Source organism: Streptomyces sp. NPDC093252 (assembly GCF_040683675.1).
Lineage (GTDB): Bacteria > Actinomycetota > Actinomycetes > Streptomycetales > Streptomycetaceae > Streptomyces.
This window is the reverse complement of the sequence record NZ_JBFBEM010000004.1, coordinates 588022-611359: the sequence shown is the minus strand read 5'-3', so window position 1 is coordinate 611359 and position 23338 is coordinate 588022. Positions and strand designations below refer to the sequence as shown.

Here is a 23338-nt window from a genome sequence, read left to right as displayed (position 1 = left end):
AGACGATCAGTTCAGGTACAGCTAAAGATTCTTACGTATCCTTAGCGCGAGTAATGGAGGGGGAGGAGAGGTGGTCGCGGATGGTGCGGGACGCCGGGCTGTCGGATCTGCCGCTGGACCAGGTGCGGACGCTGCTCGCGGTGGTGGACGAGGGCACCTTCGACGCGGCGGCGCTGGCGCTGCATGTGACGCCGTCGGCGGTCAGCCAGCGGGTGAAGGCGCTGGAGCAGCGGACCGGGCGGGTGCTGCTGATGCGGACCAAGCCGGTGCGGCCCACCGAGTCCGGTGAGGTGCTGGTGCGGATGGCCCGGCAGATGGCCCGGCTGGAGCGGGACGCGTTCGCCGAGCTGGGGCTGACGGCGGACGGCGCACCGGCCCGGGTGTCGGTCGCGGTGAACGCGGACTCGCTGGCCACCTGGTTCCTGGACGCGCTGACCCAACTGCCGCGGGAGTCGGGGCCCGCGCTGGAGCTGCGCCGCGAGGACGAGGACCATACGGCGGCCCTGCTGCGGGAGGGCGTGGTGATGGCGGCGGTGACCTCGTCCCCGGACGCGGTGCCGGGCTGCTCGGTCCGGCCGCTGGGCCGGATGCGGTACCTCCCGGTGGCCGCCCCGGAGTTCGTCGTCCGGTATCTGCGCGGGCGCGAGCTGCGGGAGGCGCTGGCCGAGGCCCCGGTGATCGCCTTCGACCGGCGCGACGACTTCCAGGACGACTTCGTACGGCAGTTGGGCGGTGGTCCTGCCGGGGCGGGCGGTCCCGGCGGGGCGAGCGGTCCCGGCGGGGCGAGCGGTCCCGGCGGGGCGAGCGCGCGGCGTCACTTCGTGCCGGCGAGTGAGGGGTTCCTCGGCTGTGTCCTGGCCGGGCTGGGGTGGGGGCTGGTGCCGGAGGCGCAGGCGGAGCCGCTGGTGCGGGCCGGGCAACTGGAGCATCTGGCGGCGGCGGGACGGCCGGTCGACATGCCGCTGTACTGGCAGCAGTGGAAGCTGGACTCCCCCGCGCTGTCCGCGGTCGCGGGGGCGGTGCTGAAGGCCGCGGCGAAGAGCCTGCGTCCCTGACGACCGACCCGGCGATCGGCCCGGCGATCGGCCTGGCGAGCAGCCTCACGACCGACCTGACGATCGGCCTGCATGACCGCCCGGTGACCGACCCGGTGACCGACCTGACGACCGACCCGGTGACCACCCGGTCACCGACCTGATGACCGAAGGGGCCTCCATGAGTGTCCGTGTCCGCCGTGTCTACGAGGCCGCCGAACCCGGTGACGGCCTGCGCGTCCTAGTCGACCGGCTGTGGCCGCGCGGCCTGTCCAAGGAGGCGGCGAAGGTGGACGAGTGGCCCAGGGCCCTCACCCCCTCGGCCGAACTGCGCCGCTGGTACCACTCCGGGGCGGGCTCCTACGAGGAGTTCGGGCGCCGCTACGAAGCCGAGCTGACCGCGCCCGGAGCGGCACAGTCGCTGGCCGGGCTGCGGGCGTGGGCGGACGCGGGCCCGGTGACCCTGCTGACGGCGGCGAAGGAGCCGGAGCACAGCCACACGGCCGTACTGCTCCGGCTCCTCGGCGCGTAGGGCGGCGCACCGGCGCCCTCGCGCTCAGCCGACCTGCCCCGCCGCCGCCCGCCCCGCCGCGCGCCCCGAGAACAGACAGCCGCCGAGGAACGTCCCCTCCAGCGCGTTGTACCCGTGCACCCCGCCGCCGCCGAACCCGGCGACCTCGCCCGCCGCGTAGAGCCCCTCGATGGGGGTGCCGTCGGCGCCGAGGGCGCGGGAGTCCAGGTCGGTCTGGATGCCGCCGAGGGTCTTGCGGGTCAGGATGTGCAGCTTGACGCCGACCAGCGGACCGGCCCCCGGGTCCAGCAGCCGGTGCGGGGTGGCGACCCGGCCGAGACGGTCGCCGATGTAGCGGCGGGCGTTGCGGATGCCCTGCACCTGGGCGTCCTTGCTGTACGGGTTGGCGAACTGGCGGTCGCGGGCCTCGATCTGGCGGCGCAGCACGGCGGCGTCCAGGAGCGGTGTGTCCGTGAGGCCGTTCATCCGGTCGGCCAACTGCTCCAGGGTGGGCGCGGTGACGAAGTCGGCGCCGCTGCGCAGGAACGCCTGGACCGGGCCGGGCGCGCCCTTGCCGAGGAGCCGGTCGCGCAGCACGGCCCCCCGGTCCTTGGCGGTGATGTCGGGGTTCTGCTCGGAGCCGGAGAGGGCGAACTCCTTCTCGATGATCTTCCGGGTGAGGATGAACCAGGAGTGGTCGTGGGCGGCGAGGTCCTCGGTGGTGCGCAGATGGCGCAGGGTGGAGAGGGTGTCGTAGCCGGGCAGGCAGGGCTCGGGGAGGCGGCGGCCGAGGGCGTCGAACCACATCGAGGAGGGGCCGGGCAGGATGCGGATGCCGTGGCCGGGCCAGATGGGGTCCCAGTTGCGGACGCCCTCGGTGTAGTGCCACATTCGGTCGCGGTTGACCAGGCGGACTCCGGCCTCGGCGCTGATGTCGAGCATCCGGCCGTCGACGTAGGCGGGGACACCGGTGATCATCCGGGCGGGCGGGGTGCCGAGCCGGGCGGGCCAGTGGCGGCGGACGATGTCGTGGTCGGCGCCGATGCCGCCGGAGGTGACGATGACGGCCTGGGCGGTGAACGCGAACTCGCCGGCCGTCTCGCGGCCGGAGGGGACCCCGCGCGGGGCGTCGTCCGGGGCGAGGAGGGTGCCGCGCACCCCGCGCGCGGTGCCGTTCTCGGTGATCAGGGCGTCGACGCGGTGGCGGTGGTGGAAGGTGAGCAGTCCGTCGGCGGCGGCCTGCCGGGCGTACGCGACGAAGGGTTCGACGACTCCGGTGCCGGTGCCCCAGGCGATGTGGAAGCGGGGTACGGAGTTGCCGTGGCCGTCGGCGCGCAGGTCGCCGCGCTCGGCCCAGCCGACGGTGGGCAGCAGTTTGATGCCGTGGCCGTCGAGCCAGGAGCGCTTCTCGCCCGCCGCGAACTCGACGTAGGCGCGGGCCCAGCGCACCGCCCAGGAGTCCTCGTCGTCCTGCCGGTCGAACTGCGCGCTGCCCTGCCAGTCGGTCCAGGCCAGGTCGAAGGAGTCCCTGATCTTCAGCCTGCGCTGCTCGGGCGAGTCGACCAGGAAGAGCCCCCCGAAGGACCAGAACGCCTGGCCGCCGAGGTTGGCGGCGTTCTCCTGGTCGAGCAGGGCGACCCGGCGGCCCCGGCTGGTGAGTTCGTGCGCGGCGACCAGGCCCGCGAGGCCCGCTCCGACGACGATGACGTCCGCGACATCCGCGGTCTCCGCGTTCATGGGTGGCGTTCCCTTCATCCGGGGTGTTCGGCGGGCTGTGGGTGTTCCGAGGGCTCGGTGTGCTGGGAGGGCTCGGTGTGTTCGGGGGGCTCGGGGGTGGTGGCGTCCGTGAGCAGCGCGGTGAGCAGTTGCTTCAGCCAGGCGCGGGCGGCGGTGAGGTCCTGGTCGAGGAGGAGCTGCACGGTGACGCCGTCGTAGGCGGCGACGACCGCGCGGGCGGCCCCGTCGGTGTCGCCGAGGACGGCGGGCAGGGCGGTGTGGCCCCGGGCGCGGCGCAGCCGGTCGGCGATGGCGGCGCGCAGCTTGGCCCGGTGGGCGAGGAGAGTGGCGGCGACGGCGGGGGCGCGGGCGGCGTGCACCAGGAAGTCGGTCTTCACCAGCAGCCAGTCGCGGTCCAGGAGCAGTACCCCGGTGACCCGGTCGACGGCGGCCGGTACGTCCAGCGCGGGCCCGCCGTCCCGGGCGAGGGCGTCGGCGACCTGCCCGGCGATCAGTTCGGCGCGGTCCCGGTAGAGGGCGAAGAACAGTTCGTCCAGGCTGGCGAAGTTGGAGTAGAAGGCGCCCCGGCTGAATCCGGCGGCCTCGCACACCTCCTCGATGGAGACCCGGCCGAACCCCTTCGCGGCGAACACGGTGAACGCGGCGTCGAGCAGCCGGGCCCGGGTCCGCTCCCGGCGCCTGGTCACCCGGCCGCCCGCCGCGCCCGTCCCGTCCCTGTCCACCGTCGCCGCCATCCCGTCGCCTCCGTCCGATACGCGAATGTATCGGATACGCAAATGTATTGGATACATGAATGTATCGGGTACAGCAATGCATCGGGTACAGGAATGTATCCACAGCCCTCCGACACCCCTCATGAATCGAACACTCGATCGATTCTGAAGCGATTCCGGAGTACCCTGACCCCATGACCACGCACCTCCAGGGCTCCCTCTTCGACCAGAGCGACCGGGTGCGGCTGGGCCCGCTCGACGGGATCCGCCGGACGGCGCTCGCCGCAGGTGCCTGGATCGACGTCCTGCCCGGCTGGCTGACCGGCGCCGACACCCTCTTCGAGCGGCTGGCGCACGAGGTCCCCTGGCGGGCCGAGCGCCGGGCGATGTACGACCAGGTGGTGGACGTACCGCGGCTGCTGGCGTTCTACCGGCGGGGCGAGGCGCTGCCCGACCCAGTGCTGGCCGAGGCCCGGGACGCGCTGTCCGCGCACTACGCGGGCGAGCTGCGGGAGCCGTTCACGACGGCGGGGCTGTGTCTGTACCGGGACGGCCGGGACAGTGTGGCCTGGCACGGCGACCGGATCGGGCGGGGTGCCCGGGAGGACACCATGGTCGCCATCCTGTCCGTGGGCGCCCCTCGCGATCTGCTGTTGCGCCCGGTGCGCGGCGGCGACTCGGTACGGCGTCCGCTGGGGCACGGCGATCTGATCGTGATGGGCGGTTCGTGCCAGCGGACCTGGGAGCACTGCGTACCGAAGAGCACCCGGGCGGCGGGGCCGCGGATCAGTGTGCAGTTCCGGCCGGAGGGCGTGCGGTAGCCACCGGCGCCGGAAGCCTGTCGTCCGTCCGCCCCCGTCCCCCACACTGGGCGCACTTCGGGAGGGGGGCGGGATGGGCACGGGCACGGAACGGCGTACGGAACTGGACACCCTGCGCGTCGCCGTGGTCCTCGGCCTGGTCTTCTTCCACGCCGCCCTGGTCTTCTCCCCCGACGACGACTTCTACGTCAAGAACGGGCGGACCACCGAGGCCGTGACCGTGCTGTCCGGTCTCGGGGTGGTCTGGGCGATGCCGGTGCTGTTCCTGGCGGCCGGGCTCGGTGCCCGGCACTCGCTGCGGCGGCGCGGCGCGGGCGGCTTCGCGCGCGAGCGGCTGCTGCGGCTGGGTGTCCCGCTGGTGGCGGCGACGCTGCTGCTGCTCCCGCTCCCCCAGTGGCTGCGGCTGCGCGCGGCCGACCCCGGCTATCACGAGTCGTACCCGGCCTTCTGGCCGCGCTTCCTGACCGTGCGCCCGGAGCCGTCGGACTTCCCCTTCGTGCTCGACGGGGAGTACTTCGAGACCGGGCATCTGTGGTTCGTGGTGCTGCTGCTGACGTTCGGTCTGCTGCTCGCGCCGGTCGCGGCACCGCTCGCCCGCGCCGCCGGGCCCCTGGCCCACGCCGTGGCCCGGCACCCCGCGCTGCTGTTCCTGCCCGCCCTCCCGCTCGCCGCGCTCAACGCGCTGCTGCTGATGGAGGAGGGCTTCGCGGGCTGGAACCGGTGGGCCTACCTGGTGTTCTTCCTGCACGGGTACGCCCTCGCCGACGACGAGCGGGTGCGGGCGGCGACCCGGCGCCTGGCGTGGCCGGCCGCGGTCCTGGGCGTGGCGCTGTTCACGGCGACGGCACCGGGGTTCATGTCCCTGGACGACCCGTTCACCGACCGGTCGGGGTTCGCGGTGCTGACCCGGGCGCTGTTCGGGGCGGCCGGGTGGTGCTGGGTCCTGGCGATCGTGGGGCTGCTGGACCGGCCCCGCGCGCGCCCGGTCCGGGGTGCCCGGGTGCGGGCGTATCTGGCGGGCGCCGCGCTCCCCGTGTACGTCCTCCATCAGCCGGTCGTCGTGGCCTTCGCCTACGGGGTGGTGGGCTGGGCGGCGCCCATGGGGGTGAAGTACGCGGCGATCGTCACGGGTTCGCTGGTCGTGGTGTTCGGGGTGTACGAGTTCGGGATCCGGCGGGCGCGGGCGGTCCGGTTCCTGTTCGGGATGCGCGCCGGGGCCTCACCCGCGCCCGCCCCTTGATCTGCTTGTCTGGTCCCGTACGGAGGGTCCCGTACGGCTGCGGACGGGAACGTGGGGCGGATCATGCGGGTGGAGGCGCGGCAGGTCGCGGACGGGGTGCATCTGGTGCACGGGGCGCGGACGAACTGGGTGATCGTGCGGGACGGGGACGCGCTGACCCTCGTGGACACCGGGTACCCGGCCGACCGGGAGCGGCTGCTCGCCTCCCTCGCCGAGGTGGGCGGCTCCCCGGGCGCGGTCACCGCCGTGCTCCTGACCCACGCGCACAACGACCATCTCGGGTCCGCCGAGTTCCTGCGCACCGAGTACGGCACCCCGGTGCTGTGCCATCCGGCGGAGGCCGGGCACGCGCGGCGGGAGTTCCTGCACCAGGCGGACGTGGCGGATGTGCTGCCCCATGTGTGGCGGCCCGGGGTGCTGCCCTGGTCGGTGCACGCGCTGCGGGCCGGGGGCAGGAAGCATGTCCCGGTCGCCGAGCCGACGGTGGTCACGCCCGGGGAGGCGCTGGATCTGCCGGGCGCCCCGGTCCCGGTGCCGACGCCCGGTCACACCCTCGGCCACTGCGCCTTCGCACTGCCCGGCGCCGGGGTGGTGATCTCCGGGGACGCCCTGGTCACCGGCCATCCCACCTCCCGGTTGCGGGGGCCGCAACTGCTGCCGGGGATGTTCCACCACGACCGGGCGGCGGCGCTCGCCTCGCTGGAGCGGTTCACGGAACTGGACGGGGACCTGCTGCTGCCCGGTCACGGCCCGGCGCACCGGGGCCCGATCGCCGAGACGGCGGCACGGGCCCACAGGGCGGCGTTCTGATCCCGGCCGACGCCGGGGGGCCTCGGCCTGCCGCGTGCACGCACGGGACCGGACACCTCTCCCGCCCGCACACCGATACCCGTCCGTACACCGATACGGCCTCCCGTCCGCACACCGATACGGCCGCGCATCCGTTCGACGCGGCGCTCTAAGGTCGGGCCATGGCTTTGCAGATCAGTGCCACCAATCCGGAGCATCCGGCTCTGCTCCTCGCGCTCCCCTGGGACGTGCCCCTGGAGAACTGGCCGGAGGAGCACCTCGTGCCGCTGCCGCGCGGCATCTCCCGGCACGTGGTGCGCTACGCGCACGCCGGGGACGAGGTGATCGCCGTCAAGGAACTGGCCGAGCGGCCCGCGCTGCGCGAGTACGGGCTGCTGCGCGATCTGGACCGGCTCGGCATCCCGGCGGTCGACGCCCTCGCCGTGGTCACCGGGCGCACCGACGCGGCCGGGCAGCCGCTGGAACCGGTGCTGGTGACCCGGCACCTCGGGGGCTCGCTGCCGTACCGGTCGATGTTCGAGACGACGATGCGGCCGGCGACCATGCACCGGCTGATGGACGCGCTGGCGGTGCTGCTGGTCCGGCTGCATCTGGCCGGGTTCGCGTGGGGCGACTGCTCGCTGTCGAACACCCTGTTCCGGCGGGACGCGGGCGCCTACGCCGCCTATCTGGTGGACGCCGAGACCGGCGATCTGCACCCCCGGCTGAGCGACGGGCAGCGGGACTACGACCTCGATCTCGCGCGGGTCAACATCAGCGGCGAACTGCTCGACCTGGAGGCGTCCGGGGCGCTGCACCCGTCGGTGGACCCGATCGAGTTCGGCACCGAGATCTGCGCCCGCTACCGGGGTCTGTGGGAGGAGCTGACCCGGGTGTCGGTGTATCCGGCGGGCAAGCACCACTACATGGAGCGCCGGATACGCCGCCTGAACGACCTCGGTTTCGACGTGGCCGAGATGCAGATCGAGCACTCCCCCACCGGCGACACGGTGACCTTCGTGCCGAAGGTGGTGGACGCGGGCCACCACCAGCGCCAGTTGCTGCGGCTGACCGGCCTGGACACCGAGGAGAACCAGGCGCGGCGGCTGCTGAACGACCTGGAGGCGTGGATGGCCACCCAGGACGACTACGCGCCGGGCGACCCCCTCGCCGCCCGGCCCGAGGTGCTGGCCCACCGGTGGGTGCGCGATGTGTTCCGGCCCACCGTGCGCGCGGTCCCGCTGGAACTGCGCGGCACGATGGACGCGGCGGAGATCTACCACCAGTTGCTGGAGCACCGCTGGTACCTGGCCGAGCGGGCCCAGCACGACATCGGCATCGACGCGGTCGTCAAGGACTACATCGCCCACATCCTGCCGAAGGCCCGGGAACTGCCGGGGCTGCCCTGCGACGTCGACTGAGCCGCCTGAGCCGGCCGAGCCGGGCGGCGGCGGTTCAGGCGGGCGGTACCACCGCCACCGGGCACGGGGCGTGGTGCAGCACCCCGTGGGCGACCGAGCCGATCCGGGCGCCCACGGCGGTCCGGCGGGCCCGGCGTCCGACGACCACGAGCTGGGCGCCCGGGGCGACGGACAGCAGGACCTGCCCGGCGCTGCCCATCTCGACATGCTCGATCACATGCACCCCGGGGTGGCGCTCGCGCCAGGGCCGCAGGGCGTCGGCCAGGGCCCGCCGCTCGTAGGGCTCGGGGCCGCCGGCCTCGTCGAGGATCTTCATGGCGGCCGGGCTGTAGGAGTACACCGGCGGCAGCGCCCAGGCGCGGACCGCGCGGATGCTGGCGCCACGGGCGGCGGCCGTGCGGAAGGCGAACTCCAGCACGGCGGCGCTGTCCTCGGGCTCGCCCTCCTGGCCGACGACGATCTCGTGCCCGGCGACCTCGGTGGACGCCTTGTCACCGGCCCGGACGAGGACGACGGGCCGTGCGGCCCCGGCGATCACCTGCTGGCCGACCGAGCCGAGCAGGAACCCGACCACCTGGCCGTGTCCGCGCGAGCCGAGGACCAGCAGCTCGGCGTCCGCGCAGGCCGCGATCAGGGTCTGCGCCGGGGCGCCCTCGGTGATCTCGGTCGTCACCGCGAGCCCCGGGTGGCGCCCGGCGAGGGCCCGTACCGCGCCCTCGACCGCCTCCCGCGCCCACCGCTCCTGGGCGGCGCGGTCGCCGTCGACGGCCTCGTGGTCCTCGGACCGCCAGGCGTGCACCACCCGCAGCACTCGGTCCCGCCGAACGGCCTCCCGCGCCGCCCAGGCCAGCGCCGCCAGGCTCTCGTCCGATCCGTCCACCCCTGCCGTGACCGGGCGCGTCATCCCGCCGCCTCCTTCAGTCGTGATCACATGTGCGCCCCCAGTCTTCCCTACCCTGACCTCATGACCTTGCGGTGGGAGCAGGTGGTGATCGACTGTGCCGGTCCGGTGACCCTCGGACGCCGGTGGGCGGCGGACCAACTGCCGGTGCTGGGCGCCCGCCCCGCGGACGTGGGGCAGAGCGGCGAGGAGAGCAGGGTGGTGCTCCAGGACCCCGGGGGCAGCGAGTGCTGCGTCCTCAGCTCTCGGCGGAACCGACGGCCCGGCCGTACCCGCGCGAAGCGGGACGATCGAACATACGATGGGCGGGAAGCGGCGCGGACGGACGGGATCCGCCGGGCCGCGGCACTGATCCGCTCGGGGTGGGAGAGGTATGGCACAGGCCGCCGACACGGCGCGGACCGTCATCATGACCGTCGACGACGATCCGGGGGTGTCGCGTGCCGTCGCGCGCGACCTCAGGCGGCGCTACGGCGCCTCGTACCGGATCGTGCGGGCGGAGTCCGGCGAGTCGGCCCTCGGGGCGCTGCGCGAGCTGAAGCTCCGCGGTGACCTGGTGGCCGTGATCCTCGCGGACTACCGGATGCCGCAGATGAACGGCATCGAGTTCCTGGAACAGGCCCTGGACGTGTATCCAGGGGCGCGGCGGGTGCTGCTGACCGCGTACGCGGACACCAACGCCGCGATCGACGCGATCAACGTGGTCGATCTGGACCACTATCTGCTCAAGCCCTGGGACCCGCCGGAGGAGAAGCTCTACCCGGTCCTGGACGATCTGCTCTCCGCGTGGCGGGCCAGCGACTTCAGGCCGGTACCGAGCACCAAGGTCGTCGGGCACCGCTTCTCGGCGCCCTCCTCGGAGGTCCGGGAGTTCCTGGCCCGCAACCAGGTGCCCTACCGCTGGTACTCGGCGGACGAGCCGGAGGGGCAGCGGCTGCTGGCGGCGGCGGGCGCGGACGGGCGGCGGCTGCCGCTGGTGATCACGCCCGACGGCGAGACGATGATCGAGCCCGAGGCCCCGGAGCTGGCCGCCCGGGTGGGGCTCGCCACGACCCCGGCGTCCGACTTCTACGACCTGGTGGTGATCGGCGGCGGCCCGGCCGGGCTGGGCGCGGCGGTGTACGGGGCGTCGGAGGGCCTGCGGACGGTGCTGGTGGAGCGGGAGGCGACCGGCGGACAGGCCGGGCAGTCGTCCCGCATCGAGAACTACCTGGGCTTCCCCGACGGGGTGTCGGGCGCGCAGCTCACCGACCGGGCGCGCCGGCAGGCGGCGAAGTTCGGCGCCGAGATCCTCACCGCGCGGGAGGTGACCGGCCTGGAGGTCAACGGCTCCGCCCGCACGGTCCGGTTCGCCGACGGTACGGCCATCGCGGCGCACGCGGTGATCCTGGCGACCGGCGTGTCCTACCGCCAGCTCGCCGCGCCGGGGCTGCCGGACCTGACCGGCTGCGGGGTGTTCTACGGCTCCGCCCTCACCGAGGCGGCGGCCTGCCAGGGCCACGACGTGTACATCGTGGGCGGCGCCAACTCGGCCGGGCAGGCGGCGATGTATCTGGCGCGGGGCGCGAAGTCGGTGACGCTGCTGGTGCGCGGCCCGGATCTGTCGGCGTCGATGTCGCACTATCTGATTCAGCAGGTCAACGACGCGCCGAACATCTCGGTCCGCTGCAACACGGTGGTGGAGTCGGCGCACGGCGGCGAGGAGCTGGAGCAGCTCACGCTGCGCGATGTGGCGACCGGGGGCAGTGAACTGGTCGACGCGAAGTGGCTGTTCGTGTTCATCGGCGCCGCCCCGCTGACGGACTGGCTGGCGGGGGCGGTCGAGCGCGACGGACGGGGGTTCATCCTGGCCGGGCCCGACCTCACGCCCGACGGACGGCCCCCGGCGGGCTGGGAGCTGGACCGGCCGCCGTACCACCTGGAGACGAACATCCCGGGGGTGTTCGTGGCGGGCGACGCGCGCGCGGAGTCCGCCAAGCGGGTCGCGTCGGCGGTCGGTGAGGGGGCGATGGCCGTGATGCTCGTCCACCGCTATCTGGAGCAGTCATGAACGAGAACGTCGTCCCCGGCCCCGGGGAGCCGTCATGAGCGGGATTCCGCAGCCGTGCAGCCCGGAGGAGATCAGCGCGCTGTTCCTGTTCGAGAAGCTCGCGCCCGAGCAGCTCGGGCGGCTGTGCAGCGAGGGGCGGGTGGAGCTGTTCGAGCCGGGCCCGGTCTACACCGAGGGCGAGCCGGCGACCTGCTTCTACGTGATGATCGAGGGCACGGTCGTACTGTCCCGCAAGGTCGGCGGCGACGAGGTGGAGGTGGTCCGCACCTCCCAGCGCGGGGTGTACGCGGGCGCCATGCAGGCGTACATCGGCGACGAGCGGGTGCGGCAGGTCTACAACAACACGATGCGGGTGACCGAGCCGACCCGGTTCTTCGTGCTGCCCGCCGAGACCTTCGCCGAGGTGATGCGCGAGTGGTTCCCGATGGCCGTGCATCTGCTGGAGGGCCTGTTCTTCGGTTCGAAGAACAGCCAGCGGGTCATCGGCCAGCGTGAGCGGCTGCTGGCGCTGGGCTCCCTGTCCGCCGGGCTCACCCATGAGCTGAACAATCCGGCGGCGGCGGCCGTCCGGGCCACCTCCACCCTGCGCGAGCGGGTCGCCAAGATGCGGCACAAGCTCGCGGTGATCGCCGCCGGGGCGTACACGCCGGAGGCGCTCACCGGACTGATCGAGATCCAGGAGCGCACGGCGGAGCGGGTCGCGAAGGCCCCGGTGCTGAGCCCGCTGGAGGCGGCGGACCGCGAGGACGAGATCACCGACTGGCTCGACGACCACGGCATCGAGGACGGCTGGCGGCTGGCCCCGACCTTCGTCCAGGCCGGGCTGGACACGGACTGGCTCGACCGGGTGCAGACGGCCGTCGTCCCGGAGATCCTCTCGGGCGCGATCGGCTGGCTCAACTACACGGTCGAGACCGAGCTGCTGATGTGCGAGATCGAGGACTCCACCAACCGCATCTCGCACCTGGTCGACGCGGCCAAGCAGTACTCGCAGCTCGACCGGGCGCCCTACCGGATGGCCGACGTCCATGAACTGCTGGACAGCACCCTGGTGATGCTCAGCGGCAAGATCGGCCAGCGGATCAAGGTGGTCAAGGAGTATGACCGTACGCTGCCCGCGGTGCCCGCCTACCCGGCGGAGCTGAACCAGGTGTGGACCAACCTCATCGACAACGCGGTCGCGGCGATCGGCTCCGCCGGCGGGGACGGGACACTGACCGTGCGCACCGCCAAGGACGGGGACCGGCTGCTGGTCGAGTTCCAGGACACCGGGCCCGGGGTGGCGCCGGAGATCAAGGACCGGATCTTCGATCCCTTCTTCACCACCAAACCGGTCGGCGAGGGCACCGGGCTCGGCCTCGACATCTCCTGGCGGATCGTGGTCAACAAGCACCACGGGAGTCTGCTGGTCGAGTCGGTACCGGGCGACACCCGGTTCCGCGTCCTGCTGCCGCTCACGGCGGACGAGACCGACGAGCACGGCGAGACCGACGAGCACAACGAGCATGGCGAGCACGACCAGAACCACCAGAACGACCAGAACGACGAGAGACCGGAGGAATCGGGATGAGCGGGACTGTTCCCGGAGTTGACCCGAGCGTGCCGCCCAGCGGGGACGGCTGCGTGGAGTGCGACGAGGCCGGCGGGTGGTGGTTCCATCTGCGGCGCTGCGCCCAGTGCGGCCACGTGGGGTGCTGCGACTCCTCACCCGCCCAGCACGCCACCGCCCACTTCAAGGCGACCGGCCACCCGGTGGTGCAGACGTACGAGCCGGGCGAGGGCTGGTTCTGGAGCTACGAGACGGGCGAACTGTACGAGTCCGGACCGGAGTTGGCGGCCCCGGCGAGCCACCCGGAGAGCCAGCCCGTCCCGGGGCCGTCGGGGCGGGTTCCGGAGGATTGGGTGGGCTCGCTGCATCGGTGAGGCGGCCGGTCCGGGGGTGGTTCGGGGCGCGTGGGATTCGTTCCCGTCCCGCCGGGTCCTGGTGGATGCCGGGGAGCCGGTGGAGTCGCTGAACGGCTGAGGCCCGTTCCGGGGCCGTAAGGGGGTGGGGGCGGTGCGTCCCGTGCTGCTGGTGGATGTCGACGGGCCGCTGAATCCGTATGCCGCCAAGCCGCACCGGCGGCCCGAGGGGTACGGGACGCACCGGATCCTCACCCCCCGCTGGGAGGCCGCCCAGCGGCGGCGGCTGGCCGAACGGGGGATGCCCGACCGGCCGGTGAGACCCCTGCGGGTGTGGCTCGACCCGTCGCACGGCCCTGCCCTGCGGGCGCTCCCCTTCGACCTGGTATGGGCGACGACCTGGGAGGACGAGGCCAACACCTACATCGGGCCGGTACTGGGGCTGCCCGAACTGCCCTTCATCCGGTGGGCCGAGGTGCGTGCCGAGCCCGGGGACGGGGTGTTCTGGAAGACACCGGAGGTGGTGGCGTGGGCGCGGGGCCGGGCCCTCGCCTGGGTCGACGACGAAGTCACCGACGCGGACCGGGACTGGGTCCGGAACCACCACACCGGACCCGCCCTCCTGCACCGGGTCGACCCGCGACAGGGCCTGACCGACGACGACTTCACGACGCTGGCGCGCTGGGGGGCGCTCCGCGCTGGGTAGGCGCTCCGCGCTGGGGAGGCGGTCCGCGCTGGGTGGGAGGCGCTCATCGCCGGGTGGAGGGCTTGGCTGGGCGGGGTTGGGCGGGGTTGGGCGGGGGCTGCGGTGGGTCGGGTGGTGGTCTGTACTGGGCCGGCGACGGCCTGCGCCGAGCGGGATCCGGTCTCCACCCGGCTGGTGCACCTGCACTGGGGCGGGCAGGCGGCCTCTACTCGGCCGGCGACGGCCTGCGCCGAATGGGACCCACCCTCCACCCGGCTGGGGTGCCTGCACCGGGGCAGGCACGCGGCCCGCACTCGGCCAGCAGCAGCCTGCACCGAGCGGGACCCACCGTCCACCCGGCTGGGGCGCCTGCACCGGGGCAGGCGGCCTGCGTTGGGCCGGGGGGACCGTTTCGGGCCGGGGTGGAGCGGGCTGAGGAAGCTCACTCTTCACTGGGCCGACGCGGACTGGGCCGAGGAGGCCCACCCTCCACCAGGCCGAGGCGGACTGGGCCGAGCAGGGCTCACCCTCCCACCTGGCCGACGTGGACTGGGCCGAGCAGGGCTCACCCTCCACCGGTCCAGGGCGCCCCGCGCCGAGCCAGAGCCCGCCTGCGCCGGGCCGGGTGCACGCGGCCATGCCGAGCCTGGGCGCCCCGCGCCGGGCCGAGGCCGGTCCGCGTGGAGCCGGGACGCCCGCCCCCAGACCGGGAGGCGCCCGGCGCCGAGCCTGGGGCCCCCGGCCCGGACGGGGCGGCCTCCCGCGCCGGGCCGGGCCGGGGCGGCGCGCGGCGGGCCGGGGGCCTGCCGGGCCCAGCCCTCCACCCCCACCGAACCGAACCGAGCCGAGGGCACGGAAACCCCCGCGGCGTTGTCAGTGGGCAATGGCAGGATGGATCACATGGTGTATGGCGCTTTCACGGCCGGACCCCTGGTGGGCAGGGGCGATGAGGTGGCCCGGCTGTCGGGGGCGCTGCGGCGTGCCCGGGACGGGGAGGGGCGGGCGGTGCTCGTCGCCGGGGACGCCGGGGTGGGCAAGACCCGGCTGCTGGAGGAGATAGCGGGGCGGGCCGCGGGGGACGGGATGACCGTACTGACCGGGCACTGCGTGGATCTGGGGGACGCCGGGCTGCCCTATCTGCCGTTCACGGAGATGCTGGGCGCGCTCGCGGCCGACGAGCGGTTCGCGCCCGTGCTGGCGGCACATCCGGCGGCCGAGCGGCTGCTCGGGGCAGGAGGGGCGGAGGAGCCGGACGCGGCGGAGCGGTCGGGGGGCGGGCGGCTGCGGCTGTTCGAGGGGATGGCGGCGCTGCTGGCCGAGGTCGCCGGGCGGGCGCCGCTGCTGCTGGTGCTGGAGGATCTGCACTGGGCCGACCAGTCGTCGCGGGACCTGCTGCGGTTCCTGCTGAGCCGGGGTGTGCTCCAGCGGGCGGCGGGCGGCGCCCCCACCCACCGGCTGGCGCTGCTGGCCTCGTACCGGGCGGACGATCTGCACCGGCGGCATCCGCTGCGCCCGCTGCTCGCCGAGCTGGTGCGGCTGCCGTCGGTGGAGCGGCTGGAGCTGCGGCCCATGCCGGACACCGATGTCGCCGCACTGGTGCGGGGGCTGCGCGAGACCCCGCTGCCGGAGGCCACGGTGCGCCGGATCGTGGAGCGGGCGGAGGGCAACGCGTTCTACGCGGAGGAGCTGCTCGCGGCCACCGGCACCGGGGACGGCGGAGTGCCCGCCGGTCTCGCGGACGTTCTGCTGATCCGGTTCGAGCAGCTCTCGGACATCGCGCAGCAGGTGCTGCGGACCGCGGCGGTGGCGGGGCGCCGGGTGGCGCACGAGATCCTGCGGGAGGCGGTCGGGCTGCCCGACGACGCGTTGGAGGACGCGCTGCGCGAGGCCGTCGGCCGGCAGTTGCTGCTCCCCGGCGACGACGGCACGTACCGGTTCCGGCACGCGCTGGCCCGGGAGGCGGTCTACGCCGATCTGCTGCCCGGCGAGCGGTCCCGGCTGCACGGGGCGTACGCCCGGCTGCTGGCCGCGCGCGGCCCCGCCCCCGAGACGGCGGCGGAGCGCGCCCACCACTACCGCGAGAGCCATGATCTGGCCGAGGCGCTGACCGCGTCGCTGGAGGCCGCCGATCACGCCCGTCGGGTGGGCGCGCCCGCCGAGGAGCTGTGGCATCTGGAGACCGCGCTGGAGCTGTGGTCGGTGGTGGCCCCGGCGGCCCGGCCCGACGGTGTCGAGCGGATCGCGCTCACCCTGCGCGCGGCGGGCGCCGCCGCCCACGCCGGTCAGGGGCACCGGGCGGTGGCGCTGAACCGCAGCGCGCTGGCCGATGTCGGCGCGGACACGGACTCGGAGCTGGCGGCGCGGGTGCGCTACGCGCTGGCGGGGAACCTGCTGCGCGTCGACAGCCAGACGGCGGCGTTCGCGTACAGCAGCGAGGCGCTGGAGCTGATCCCGGCCGACCCGCCGTCGCCGACGTGGGTGTGGGCGGCGGCCACGCATGTGCTGGCGGCCTGGATGACGGGCGACAGCCGGACGGCGCTGGAGGTGGGGCGCCGGGCGCTGCCGGTCGCGGAGCGGCTGGGCATTCTGGACGCCCAGGCGGATCTGCTGATCTCGCTGGTCGCGTTCGAGAGCGGCGGTCGGCGGACACCGGAGGGCCGGGAGCGGCTCCAGGAGGCCCGGGAGCTGGCGCGCGGGGCGGGCAACGCGCCGGTGGAGATGCGGGCCCTGTTCAATCTGGCGGTGGGCTGCTTCGAGGGCGGGGACCTGGAGGAGTGCCTGTCGTGGGTGGCGGAGGGGCTGGACCGGGCGCGCCGGGCGGGTCTGCTGTCGTCGCCGTACGCGCTGGAGCTGCGGTATCTGCGGCTGCTGGCGCTCTACACGCTGGGCCGGTGGGACGCGTGTGTGGCGGCGGCCCGGGAGGACACCGAGGTACTGCCCGCGGCGGGCGGGTTCACGGCGGGTCCGGCGCTGTATGTGCGGCTGGCGCGCGGGGAGACGGCGGCCGTGGAGGCGGCGGCGGAGGTCCTAATGTCGGGGCCGTTCGACTGGATGGCGCATCTGGTGGCGGCGATCGTGCTGGTCGACGCGGCGGCGCTGCGCGGGGACGCGGAGGGCGCGGTCGACCGGCTGCGGACCCTGGTGCGGAAGCTGACGGACGAGGCGGGGACGCCACCGGATGTCGCGGTCCGGCTGGTGGCGCTGGCGCTGTCCGCGGTCGCCGACCGGGCCGCCGCGCTGCGGCTGAGCGGGGACACGGCCGGTGCCGCCCGCTGGGCGGAGACGGCCGAGGAGTTCGTCGGGCTGGCGCGGACGGTGGCCCGGTACGGCCAGACCGGCACCCCGCAGGGCCCGGAGGGCATGGCGTGGCTGGCCCGCGCGGAGGCCGAGCTGGTGCGGACGGTCACCGGGCCCGATCCGGCGGTCTGGGAGCGGGCGGTCGCCGCGTTCGCGTTCGGCGACCGGTACGAGGGGGCCCGCTGCCGGCTGCGGCTGGCGGAGGCGCTGCTGGTCGCCGAGCGGCGCGAGGAGGCGGCGGCCGAGGCCCGCGAGGTCCGGGAGACGGCGCGGGCGCTGGGGGCGTCGGTGCTGCTGGAGCGGGTGGACGCGCTGATCCGGCGGGGTCGGCTCGGGGACGGGGTGCCGGACGGACCGGCGGTGCCGTCCCCGCTGACGGCCCGGGAGCGGGATGTGCTGCGGCTGCTCACCCTGGGCCGCAGCAACCGGCAGATCGGCGAGGAGCTGTTCATCACCGGGAAGACGGCGAGTGTGCATGTGTCGAACATCCTGGCCAAGCTGGGCGCGGCGAGCCGGACGGAGGCGGTGGCCATCGCCTATCAGCGGGAGCTGATCGGCCCGGACCGCACCGCCTCCGGCTGAGGCCGCCGGGGAGCCTCAGGCGCAGTCGAGGCTCGCCGGGTCGACCGCGTCGGCCATGGCCTGCATCCCCTTGTCGTTGGGGTGCACATGGTCGCCGTTGTCGAGGAAGGGCAGCATCCGCTGCTGGTCGTACGGGCTGCGCAGGGCCCGGTCGAAGTCGGCGACGGCGTCGAACGCACCGCTGGTGCGGATGAACGCGTTGACCTCCTGCCGTACGGCCTCACCGGCCTCGTCCCATTCGTACCAGCCCTTGTAGGGGCCGACGGTGGCGCCGACGACGCACTTTCCGGCGGCGTGCGCCCGGTCGATGATCTCCCGGTATCCGGCGATCAGATCGTCGGCGGTGACCCCGGTGTGGGCCTTGATGTCGTTGATGCCCTGGAAGAGGAAGACCGTGCGGACACCCGGGTGGGACAGCACATCGCGGTCGAGGCGGTTCAGGGCGCTGACTCCGGCGCCGTCGGCGAGGACCTTGTTGCCGGAGATGCCCTCGTTGGCGACGCCCTCGACGGTGGTGGCGGTGGAGGTGCTCAGGCGCCGGGCGAGATAGTCGGGCCAGCGGCGGTTGAGGTCGGTGGAGGACTGCCAGCCGTCGGTGATGGAGTCGCCGAGGGTGACGACCGCGCCGATCGAGGAGCTGGTGCGGACGGTGACGGCGTCCAGGTAGAACCATGAGCCGGTGCGGCCCGCCCAGTGCGTGGCGGACTCCTCGGCGGTGTGGTCGCCCTCGGTGTAGTAGGAGGTCTGCATGGCCATGCCGTGGCCGGTCATGGGTCCGGCGGCGTCGGGGCTGTGGACGCTGACGACGAGGTTGGTCCCGGCGGGCAGTTTCCCGGGCAGCGGGTCGCTGTAGACCCACTCCCCGGCCGGGACGGTGACCGAGCGGGCGCCGTCGAAGGTCAGGGGGCGGTTGCTGCCCCGGACGAGTTCCGCGCCCGTCTTCTGCCGCCCGGCCCAGACCTGGTCGAAGGTCACGGGGCGGTCGCCGAAGGCGTTGGAGAGCCGGACGCGGAGATTGTCGCCGCCGGCGCTGGTGCGGACGACGAGCCGGAAGGCGCGGTCGGCGACTCCGGTGCCGACGTGCTGGGCACTGGCACCCCAGGTGACGACCTCGTGCCGGGCGGGGGCCCCGGCGACGGCGGCTCCGGCTGTGACGGGGGCGGCTTCGGCGAGCGCGGCTTCGGCTACCGGGGCTCCGGCGGAGGCGGCCACCGCCTGTCCCCCCGGCGCCATCAGCGCGCAGAGCAGTGCGAGGGCCCCGCCCAGCGCGGCGGTCCGGGCCCTCATCGGGCGAAGTCCCGCAGCGTGACGGACTGCCCGGGGGCGAGGGTGACCGTGCGGGTGCGGCCGGCGAACTCGACGGTGGTGCTGCGTCCGCCCACGCTGCGGATCTTCGCGGAGGTGGGGGTGCCGTCCTTCCACACGAGGTCGACGACGAAGCCGCCGCGCGCGGCGACGCCCTTGAGGTGCCCGGCGGCGGCCCAGGCCGCGGGCAGGGCGGGGAGGAGTTCGAGGTGCCCGGGGCGGGAGTAGAGCAGCATCTCGGTCATCGCGGCCGGGGTGCCGAAGTTGGCGTCGATCTGGAAGATGCCCCGGCCGCGCTCCACCTCGTAGATGTCGAAGAGGTTGAGGGCGCTGCCGTTGCTGCCGTTGGTGGAGGGGCGGAGGTTGCTGACGATGAGCTGATACGCCTTCTCGGCGTTCTTGAGGCGGGCCCAGCACAGGCTGCGCCAGGCGTTGGCCCAGCCGAAGCTGTTCATGCCGCGGGCGGTGAGCTGGGCGGTGGCGCCGTCGACGATCGCCTTCGGGGTGGAGCCGTCGGGGCGGATGCGGTCGCCGGGGAAGAGGCCGACGAGGCCGGAGAGATGGCGGTGGGTGGTCTCGCCGAGGTTGTCGGGGGACATCCACTCCTGGAGCCAGCCGGTGGTGGGGCTGACCTCGGGGAGATAGAGCCGTTTGCGCAGTCCGGCGATGGTGGCGGCGTACGCGGTGTCCTTCTTGAGCAGGGCGCAGGCGGCGGCGTAGTTGCCGAACAGGGCCCAGACGAGTTCCTGGGCGTAGGTGATGCCCTTGGCGTCGAGCGGGCCGTGCTCGGGGGACCAGTCGCTGTCGGCGATCAGGACCTCCCGGGTGGTGCCGGGCAGGGTGTGGGTGAGCAGCCGGGACTCCCAGAACTCGCAGGCACCCTTGAGGAGGGGATAGATCCTGGCGAGGTAGGCGCGGGACTGGGTGTACTCGTAGTGCTCGTACAGGCTGTTGCAGAGCCAGGCGTTGCCCGCCGGGTGCCACCACCAGCCGCCTCCGCCGTAGGGGTTGGTGGAGATGGCGACGGTCCAGCCGGCGATCTTGCCGGTGGAGTTGCGGTAGCGGTTGCGGGGGTCGTTGAAGAGGCGCCGGGTGGTGTCGGTCCAGGAGGGGAGCTGGGCGAGGCAGTAGTCGGTGTAGGCGTCGAAGCAGGGGGAGAGTCCGGTGCGGTCGGCCATCCAGTAGTTCATCTGGATGTTGATGTCGGTGTGGTAGTCGCCCATCCAGTCCGGGTCGTTGCCGTCCAGCCACAGGCCCTGGAGGTTGAGGGGGAGGCTGTCGCGGGAGCCGGTGATCATCAGATAGCGGCCGAAGTGGAAGTAGGCGGCCTCCAGCTCGGGGTCGGGGTCGAGTCCGGCGTGGCGGGCCTGGAGCCGCTCCCAGGTGTCCAGGGCGCGCTGGTCGGCGCCGGAGGTGCCGAGGGAGAGGCCGAGCCGGCCGAACAGGGCGCGGTAGTCGGCGATGTGGGTGCGGCGCAGGGCGTCGTAGGACTCCCCGATCGCGGCGGCGGCCTTGGTGCGGGCGAGACGGCGGGGGTCGAGGGCGGGATCGCGGAACCCGGCGGCGGCGTCGGGCGCGTAGTTCGTCCCGGCGCTGACCACGACCGTGAGGTCCTTGCAGTCGCTGAAGTCGATACGGGTGCCGGTGACGGTGACCCTGCCGCCGCTGCCCCGGGCCTTGACGGCGGCCCCGTAGCGCAGTCCGTTGGGGAGGGCGGCGCCGAAGGACTCGGCGTCGGTGATGGTCTCGCCGTGGGTGCCGGTGAGGGTGATGCTGCCGGTGTAGCGCCCGCCGCCGCTCTGGGTGAAGCGGAGCACGATCGCGTCGTCGGGGTGGCTGGCGAACATCTCGCGCCGGTAGGTGACTCCGGAGCGGATGTAGGAGGCGCCGACGAGGCCCTGGGCGAGGTCGAGGGTGCGGCGGTAGGTGTGGACGGAGCCGAGGTCGTGGTCGGGGAGGTCGACGGTGAGGCGGGCGAGGAGGGTGAAGGAGCCGAAATCGGTCCGGCCGTAGGGGAACTGGCCGTCGTTGTCGAGGGTGTCGTTGAGACCGCCGGTCCACAGGGTGGCGTCGGTGATCAGCAGGAGTTCCTTGCCGGGGTCGTTGCTCGCGAGGGCGCCGATCCGGCCGTTGCCGACGGGCAGGCCCTGTTCGACGAGGGAGCCCTCGTCGCCGGGCGACTGCCACCAGAGCTGCTCGGCGGGTGAGCCGGAGGGGGCGGCGTCGGTGGCGGGGCGGTCGGGGGCGGCGGAGGCGGTGAAGACGGGCAGGGTGGCCAGCGCGGCGGTGAGGCCCACCGTGGAGGCGGCGGACAGCACGGATCGTCTGCTCGGCTGGTGCGGGTCGGCGGTGTGCATGGCGGCTCCGGGTGCGGTGCGTCGGGGCCGGGGGCCCGGTGGGGTGCCGGGCCCCCGCGTGGGAGGGAGGGCGGTGGGCTGCTTCTGGACCCCGATGGGTCGGCTGCTTCTGGACCCCGATGGGTCGGCTACTTCTGGACCTCGATGCGGTCGATGTCCGGGGCGTAGCCGTCGCTGCCGCTGTCGAAGGTGATGGTGTTGGCTCCGGCCTTCAGCTTCACCGGCACATGGACGGTGTTCACGGTCCCCCAGTTGGCGGTGGCGGCGAACTGATGGGAGGTGGCGCCACCGCCGTTGGCGGAGACCAGGGCGGGGCGGGGGTCGCCGCTGATGTAGGAGACCTTGATCTGGTAGGTGCCTGCCCTGGCGACGGTGATGTCGTTGAAGGTGAGCTTGCCGCCGCCGTAGAGGTTGCCGGTCTTCTTGCCGCCGGAGCAGGCGGAGCAGTCGGCGATGGAGGCGTTGCCGCCGAGGGTGTTGGCGGGGGACTCGGCCTCGGTGGCGGTGTAGGAGAGGGCGGTGCCGCGCGGGGTGACGGTGAAGAGGCGGGAGCCGTGGGCGGGCAGCGCCTGGGTCACCTTGTCGGTGTAGGTGCCGAGGTTCTCCTTGTTCCACACGTCCCGCACGGACGCCTTGCCGGTGAAGCCGAGGGTGGACCAGTCGGCGGTGACCTGGGCAGGGGCGTCGGCGAGGTTGAACAGGGCGACGGTGTAGCTGCCGTCGGGGTTCTGCGCGGCCCACACCTGCTGCGGGTTGGACGCGGTCACCGGCTCGGCGGGCCGGGCGTTGTTCTGGTTGATCGCGATGACCTCGCGGTTGGTCAGCAGCGACAGACCGTAGGAGTCGAGCTTGGTGACATCGTCGCCGAGGTAGAGCGGTGACTTGGCGATGGCCCACAGGGTGGCGTAGGTCTGCCGCTCGGCCTTGTTGATGCCGTCCATCTCACCGTTGCCGACATTGAGCGAGTCGAGGTCGTTCCAGCCGCCGGGACCGGCGAAGTCGGTCCACTTGGGGGCGTCGTCGAAGCGGTCGTCGACCGAGTTCTCCCAGGTGACCAGGGTGTTGCAGTAGCACTCCACATCGGTGTCGATACGCCAGCCGTTGGTGTACTTCTTCCAGTCGGCGACATAGGCGATGTCCAGCGACCAGGAGATCTCCAGATGGATGGGGCGGCCGGAGGCGGCGATGGCCTTGTTCCAGGCGGCCACGTCGGCGACGTTGTTGTACTGGTCGCCGGACTTGAAGGAGCCGGGGCCGACCCCGTCGAGCTTGAGGTAGTCGTACCCCCAGTCGGCGAACATCTGGGCCTGGGAGTCGATGTACTTCTGCGCGCAGGGCCGTTCGAAGTCCAGCTTGTACGAGCTGTCCCAGCCGTTGGTGACGCGCAGATCGCTGTAGACGATGTCGGCGGTCGTACAGCCGGGGGCGTTGTGGATGGGGGTCTCGCCGTTGTTGTACGCCTCTTTCTGGAGGCCGACGGGGAGGTAGATGCCGGCCTTGAGGCCCTTGGAGTGGATGCGGTCGGCGACCGCCTTCATTCCGCTGGGGAAGCGCTCGGCGTCGGCCTTCTGCCGCCCGTACTCATCGAACTGGGGGGTCCACTTCCAGTCCATCCACCAGCCGGCGTCGATGTTGATGTACTCGTAGCCGTACTTCTTGAGCTTGCTCGCGAGGGCGTCGGTCTGCTTGGTGATGTTCTCCTCGGAGAGGTAGCTGTAGTCGCCCTTGGGGTTGAGGCCCGGGTACTTGGACGACTGCATGCTCCAGCTCGTCCAGCCCATGAAGGGCTTGGCGGCGACTGTGGTGGCGGCGGCCGTGGTCGTTTCGGGCGTGGTGGTCTCGGCCTGGGCTGCCGGGACGGCGGTGGTGAGTCCGGCGGCGAGGGCCAGGACGAGGGCGGCTCTGAGTCGGCGGCCGGGCGGGCGTCCGGTCCGGCGTCCGGGCAGGGTGAAGTACGAGGATGACCGCATGGGTCGGGCCTCCTGTGTTCGGT

17 protein-coding genes are annotated in these 23338 nt (G+C 73.4%); 11 read left to right on the top strand and 6 right to left on the bottom strand.

Annotated features, from left to right (window positions below):
* Nucleotides 1-80: 80 nt before the first annotated feature.
* Together AB0O01_RS11565 and AB0O01_RS11560 are read left to right on the top strand one after the other, a co-directional pair.
* Nucleotides 81-1055: a LysR family transcriptional regulator ArgP gene (locus AB0O01_RS11565; protein WP_365312387.1), complete on the top strand. Its 975-nt coding sequence runs from the start codon at nt 81-83 to the stop codon at nt 1053-1055.
* A gap of 160 nt (nt 1056-1215) precedes the next feature.
* Nucleotides 1216-1566, top strand: a complete 351-nt coding sequence (locus AB0O01_RS11560; RefSeq protein ID WP_365312385.1) for a DUF488 family protein — start codon at nt 1216-1218, stop codon at nt 1564-1566.
* Between the two features lie 24 nt (nt 1567-1590).
* On the opposite strand, the gene AB0O01_RS11555 is transcribed toward AB0O01_RS11560, so the two are convergent.
* Together AB0O01_RS11555 and AB0O01_RS11550 are read right to left on the bottom strand one after the other, a co-directional pair.
* On the bottom strand, nt 1591-3282 hold the full coding sequence (locus tag AB0O01_RS11555) for an FAD-binding dehydrogenase (protein ID WP_365312383.1): 1692 nt from the start codon (nt 3280-3282) through the stop codon (nt 1591-1593).
* A gap of 14 nt (nt 3283-3296) precedes the next feature.
* Nucleotides 3297-4016 (bottom strand): TetR/AcrR family transcriptional regulator, encoded by a 720-nt coding sequence (locus tag AB0O01_RS11550; protein WP_365312381.1) that lies wholly within the window; start codon nt 4014-4016, stop codon nt 3297-3299.
* Between the two features lie 173 nt (nt 4017-4189).
* On the opposite strand from AB0O01_RS11550, the gene AB0O01_RS11545 reads away from it, so the two are divergent.
* The 4 genes from AB0O01_RS11545 (at nt 4190) to AB0O01_RS11530 (ending at nt 8266) form a co-directional block, all read left to right on the top strand.
* Nucleotides 4190-4816, top strand: a complete 627-nt coding sequence (locus AB0O01_RS11545) for an alpha-ketoglutarate-dependent dioxygenase AlkB (protein ID WP_365312380.1) — start codon at nt 4190-4192, stop codon at nt 4814-4816.
* A 73-nt stretch (nt 4817-4889) separates the two neighbouring features.
* Entirely contained in the window at nt 4890-6056 is a 1167-nt protein-coding gene (locus AB0O01_RS11540) for an acyltransferase (RefSeq protein WP_365312379.1), read from the top strand.
* A 63-nt stretch (nt 6057-6119) separates the two neighbouring features.
* On the top strand, nt 6120-6866 hold the full coding sequence (locus AB0O01_RS11535; RefSeq protein ID WP_365312473.1) for an MBL fold metallo-hydrolase: 747 nt from the start codon (nt 6120-6122) through the stop codon (nt 6864-6866).
* A gap of 161 nt (nt 6867-7027) precedes the next feature.
* Complete coding sequence (locus AB0O01_RS11530; RefSeq protein ID WP_365312378.1) at nt 7028-8266, top strand: DUF4032 domain-containing protein; 1239 nt, start codon at nt 7028-7030, stop codon at nt 8264-8266.
* A gap of 34 nt (nt 8267-8300) precedes the next feature.
* On the opposite strand, the gene AB0O01_RS11525 is transcribed toward AB0O01_RS11530, so the two are convergent.
* Nucleotides 8301-9170 (bottom strand): universal stress protein, encoded by an 870-nt coding sequence (locus tag AB0O01_RS11525; protein ID WP_365312377.1) that lies wholly within the window; start codon nt 9168-9170, stop codon nt 8301-8303.
* A gap of 370 nt (nt 9171-9540) precedes the next feature.
* Here AB0O01_RS11525 and AB0O01_RS11520 point away from each other — a divergent pair, with 370 nt between their 5' ends.
* The 5 genes from AB0O01_RS11520 to AB0O01_RS11500 all read left to right on the top strand — a co-directional run bounded on the left by AB0O01_RS11520 (nt 9541) and on the right by AB0O01_RS11500 (nt 17683).
* Nucleotides 9541-11217 carry an FAD-dependent oxidoreductase gene (locus tag AB0O01_RS11520; RefSeq protein ID WP_365312376.1) on the top strand — a complete coding sequence of 559 codons (1677 nt, stop codon included), beginning with the start codon at nt 9541-9543 and terminating at the stop codon, nt 11215-11217.
* A gap of 34 nt (nt 11218-11251) precedes the next feature.
* Complete coding sequence (locus AB0O01_RS11515; protein WP_365312374.1) at nt 11252-12787, top strand: ATP-binding protein; 1536 nt, start codon at nt 11252-11254, stop codon at nt 12785-12787.
* Nucleotides 12784-13140: a UBP-type zinc finger domain-containing protein gene (locus AB0O01_RS11510; protein ID WP_365312372.1), complete on the top strand. Its 357-nt coding sequence runs from the start codon at nt 12784-12786 to the stop codon at nt 13138-13140. Before AB0O01_RS11515 ends, AB0O01_RS11510 begins: the two co-directional genes overlap by 4 nt.
* Nucleotides 13141-13282: 142 nt before the next feature.
* Nucleotides 13283-13825, top strand: a complete 543-nt coding sequence (locus AB0O01_RS11505; RefSeq protein ID WP_365312471.1) for a hypothetical protein — start codon at nt 13283-13285, stop codon at nt 13823-13825.
* Between the two features lie 870 nt (nt 13826-14695).
* Nucleotides 14696-17683 carry an AAA family ATPase gene (locus AB0O01_RS11500; RefSeq protein WP_365312371.1) on the top strand — a complete coding sequence of 996 codons (2988 nt, stop codon included), beginning with the start codon at nt 14696-14698 and terminating at the stop codon, nt 17681-17683.
* A 15-nt stretch (nt 17684-17698) separates the two neighbouring features.
* Here the strand turns inward: AB0O01_RS11500 and AB0O01_RS11495 are convergent, their stop codons facing one another.
* The 3 genes from AB0O01_RS11495 to AB0O01_RS11485 form a co-directional block, all read right to left on the bottom strand.
* Nucleotides 17699-18970, bottom strand: a complete 1272-nt coding sequence (locus AB0O01_RS11495) for an SGNH/GDSL hydrolase family protein (RefSeq protein ID WP_365312369.1) — start codon at nt 18968-18970, stop codon at nt 17699-17701.
* Nucleotides 18967-21345, bottom strand: a complete 2379-nt coding sequence (locus tag AB0O01_RS11490; protein WP_365312368.1) for a glycoside hydrolase N-terminal domain-containing protein — start codon at nt 21343-21345, stop codon at nt 18967-18969. Before AB0O01_RS11490 ends, AB0O01_RS11495 begins: the two co-directional genes overlap by 4 nt.
* 128 nt (nt 21346-21473) lie before the next feature.
* Complete coding sequence (locus tag AB0O01_RS11485; protein ID WP_365312366.1) at nt 21474-23315, bottom strand: CBM35 domain-containing protein; 1842 nt, start codon at nt 23313-23315, stop codon at nt 21474-21476.
* Nucleotides 23316-23338: the final 23 nt, after the last annotated feature.

What these genes read in the sequence shown, in the direction of transcription:
- AB0O01_RS11545 (WP_365312380.1), top strand. Translation starts at nt 4,190, where the DNA reads ATGACCACGCACCTCCAGGGCTCCCTCTTCGACCAGAGCGACCGGGTG.
- AB0O01_RS11490 (WP_365312368.1), bottom strand. Translation starts at nt 21,345, where the DNA reads ATGCACACCGCCGACCCGCACCAGCCGAGCAGACGATCCGTGCTGTCC.
- AB0O01_RS11535 (WP_365312473.1), top strand. Translation starts at nt 6,120, where the DNA reads ATGCGGGTGGAGGCGCGGCAGGTCGCGGACGGGGTGCATCTGGTGCAC.
- AB0O01_RS11530 (WP_365312378.1), top strand. Translation starts at nt 7,028, where the DNA reads ATGGCTTTGCAGATCAGTGCCACCAATCCGGAGCATCCGGCTCTGCTC.
- AB0O01_RS11495 (WP_365312369.1), bottom strand. Translation starts at nt 18,970, where the DNA reads ATGAGGGCCCGGACCGCCGCGCTGGGCGGGGCCCTCGCACTGCTCTGC.
- AB0O01_RS11525 (WP_365312377.1), bottom strand. Translation starts at nt 9,170, where the DNA reads ATGACGCGCCCGGTCACGGCAGGGGTGGACGGATCGGACGAGAGCCTG.
- AB0O01_RS11510 (WP_365312372.1), top strand. Translation starts at nt 12,784, where the DNA reads ATGAGCGGGACTGTTCCCGGAGTTGACCCGAGCGTGCCGCCCAGCGGG.
- AB0O01_RS11550 (WP_365312381.1), bottom strand. Translation starts at nt 4,016, where the DNA reads ATGGCGGCGACGGTGGACAGGGACGGGACGGGCGCGGCGGGCGGCCGG.
- AB0O01_RS11485 (WP_365312366.1), bottom strand. Translation starts at nt 23,315, where the DNA reads ATGCGGTCATCCTCGTACTTCACCCTGCCCGGACGCCGGACCGGACGC.
- AB0O01_RS11555 (WP_365312383.1), bottom strand. Translation starts at nt 3,282, where the DNA reads ATGAACGCGGAGACCGCGGATGTCGCGGACGTCATCGTCGTCGGAGCG.
- AB0O01_RS11520 (WP_365312376.1), top strand. Translation starts at nt 9,541, where the DNA reads ATGGCACAGGCCGCCGACACGGCGCGGACCGTCATCATGACCGTCGAC.
- AB0O01_RS11515 (WP_365312374.1), top strand. Translation starts at nt 11,252, where the DNA reads ATGAGCGGGATTCCGCAGCCGTGCAGCCCGGAGGAGATCAGCGCGCTG.
- AB0O01_RS11560 (WP_365312385.1), top strand. Translation starts at nt 1,216, where the DNA reads ATGAGTGTCCGTGTCCGCCGTGTCTACGAGGCCGCCGAACCCGGTGAC.
- AB0O01_RS11565 (WP_365312387.1), top strand. Translation starts at nt 81, where the DNA reads ATGGTGCGGGACGCCGGGCTGTCGGATCTGCCGCTGGACCAGGTGCGG.
- AB0O01_RS11540 (WP_365312379.1), top strand. Translation starts at nt 4,890, where the DNA reads ATGGGCACGGGCACGGAACGGCGTACGGAACTGGACACCCTGCGCGTC.
- AB0O01_RS11500 (WP_365312371.1), top strand. Translation starts at nt 14,696, where the DNA reads ATGGATCACATGGTGTATGGCGCTTTCACGGCCGGACCCCTGGTGGGC.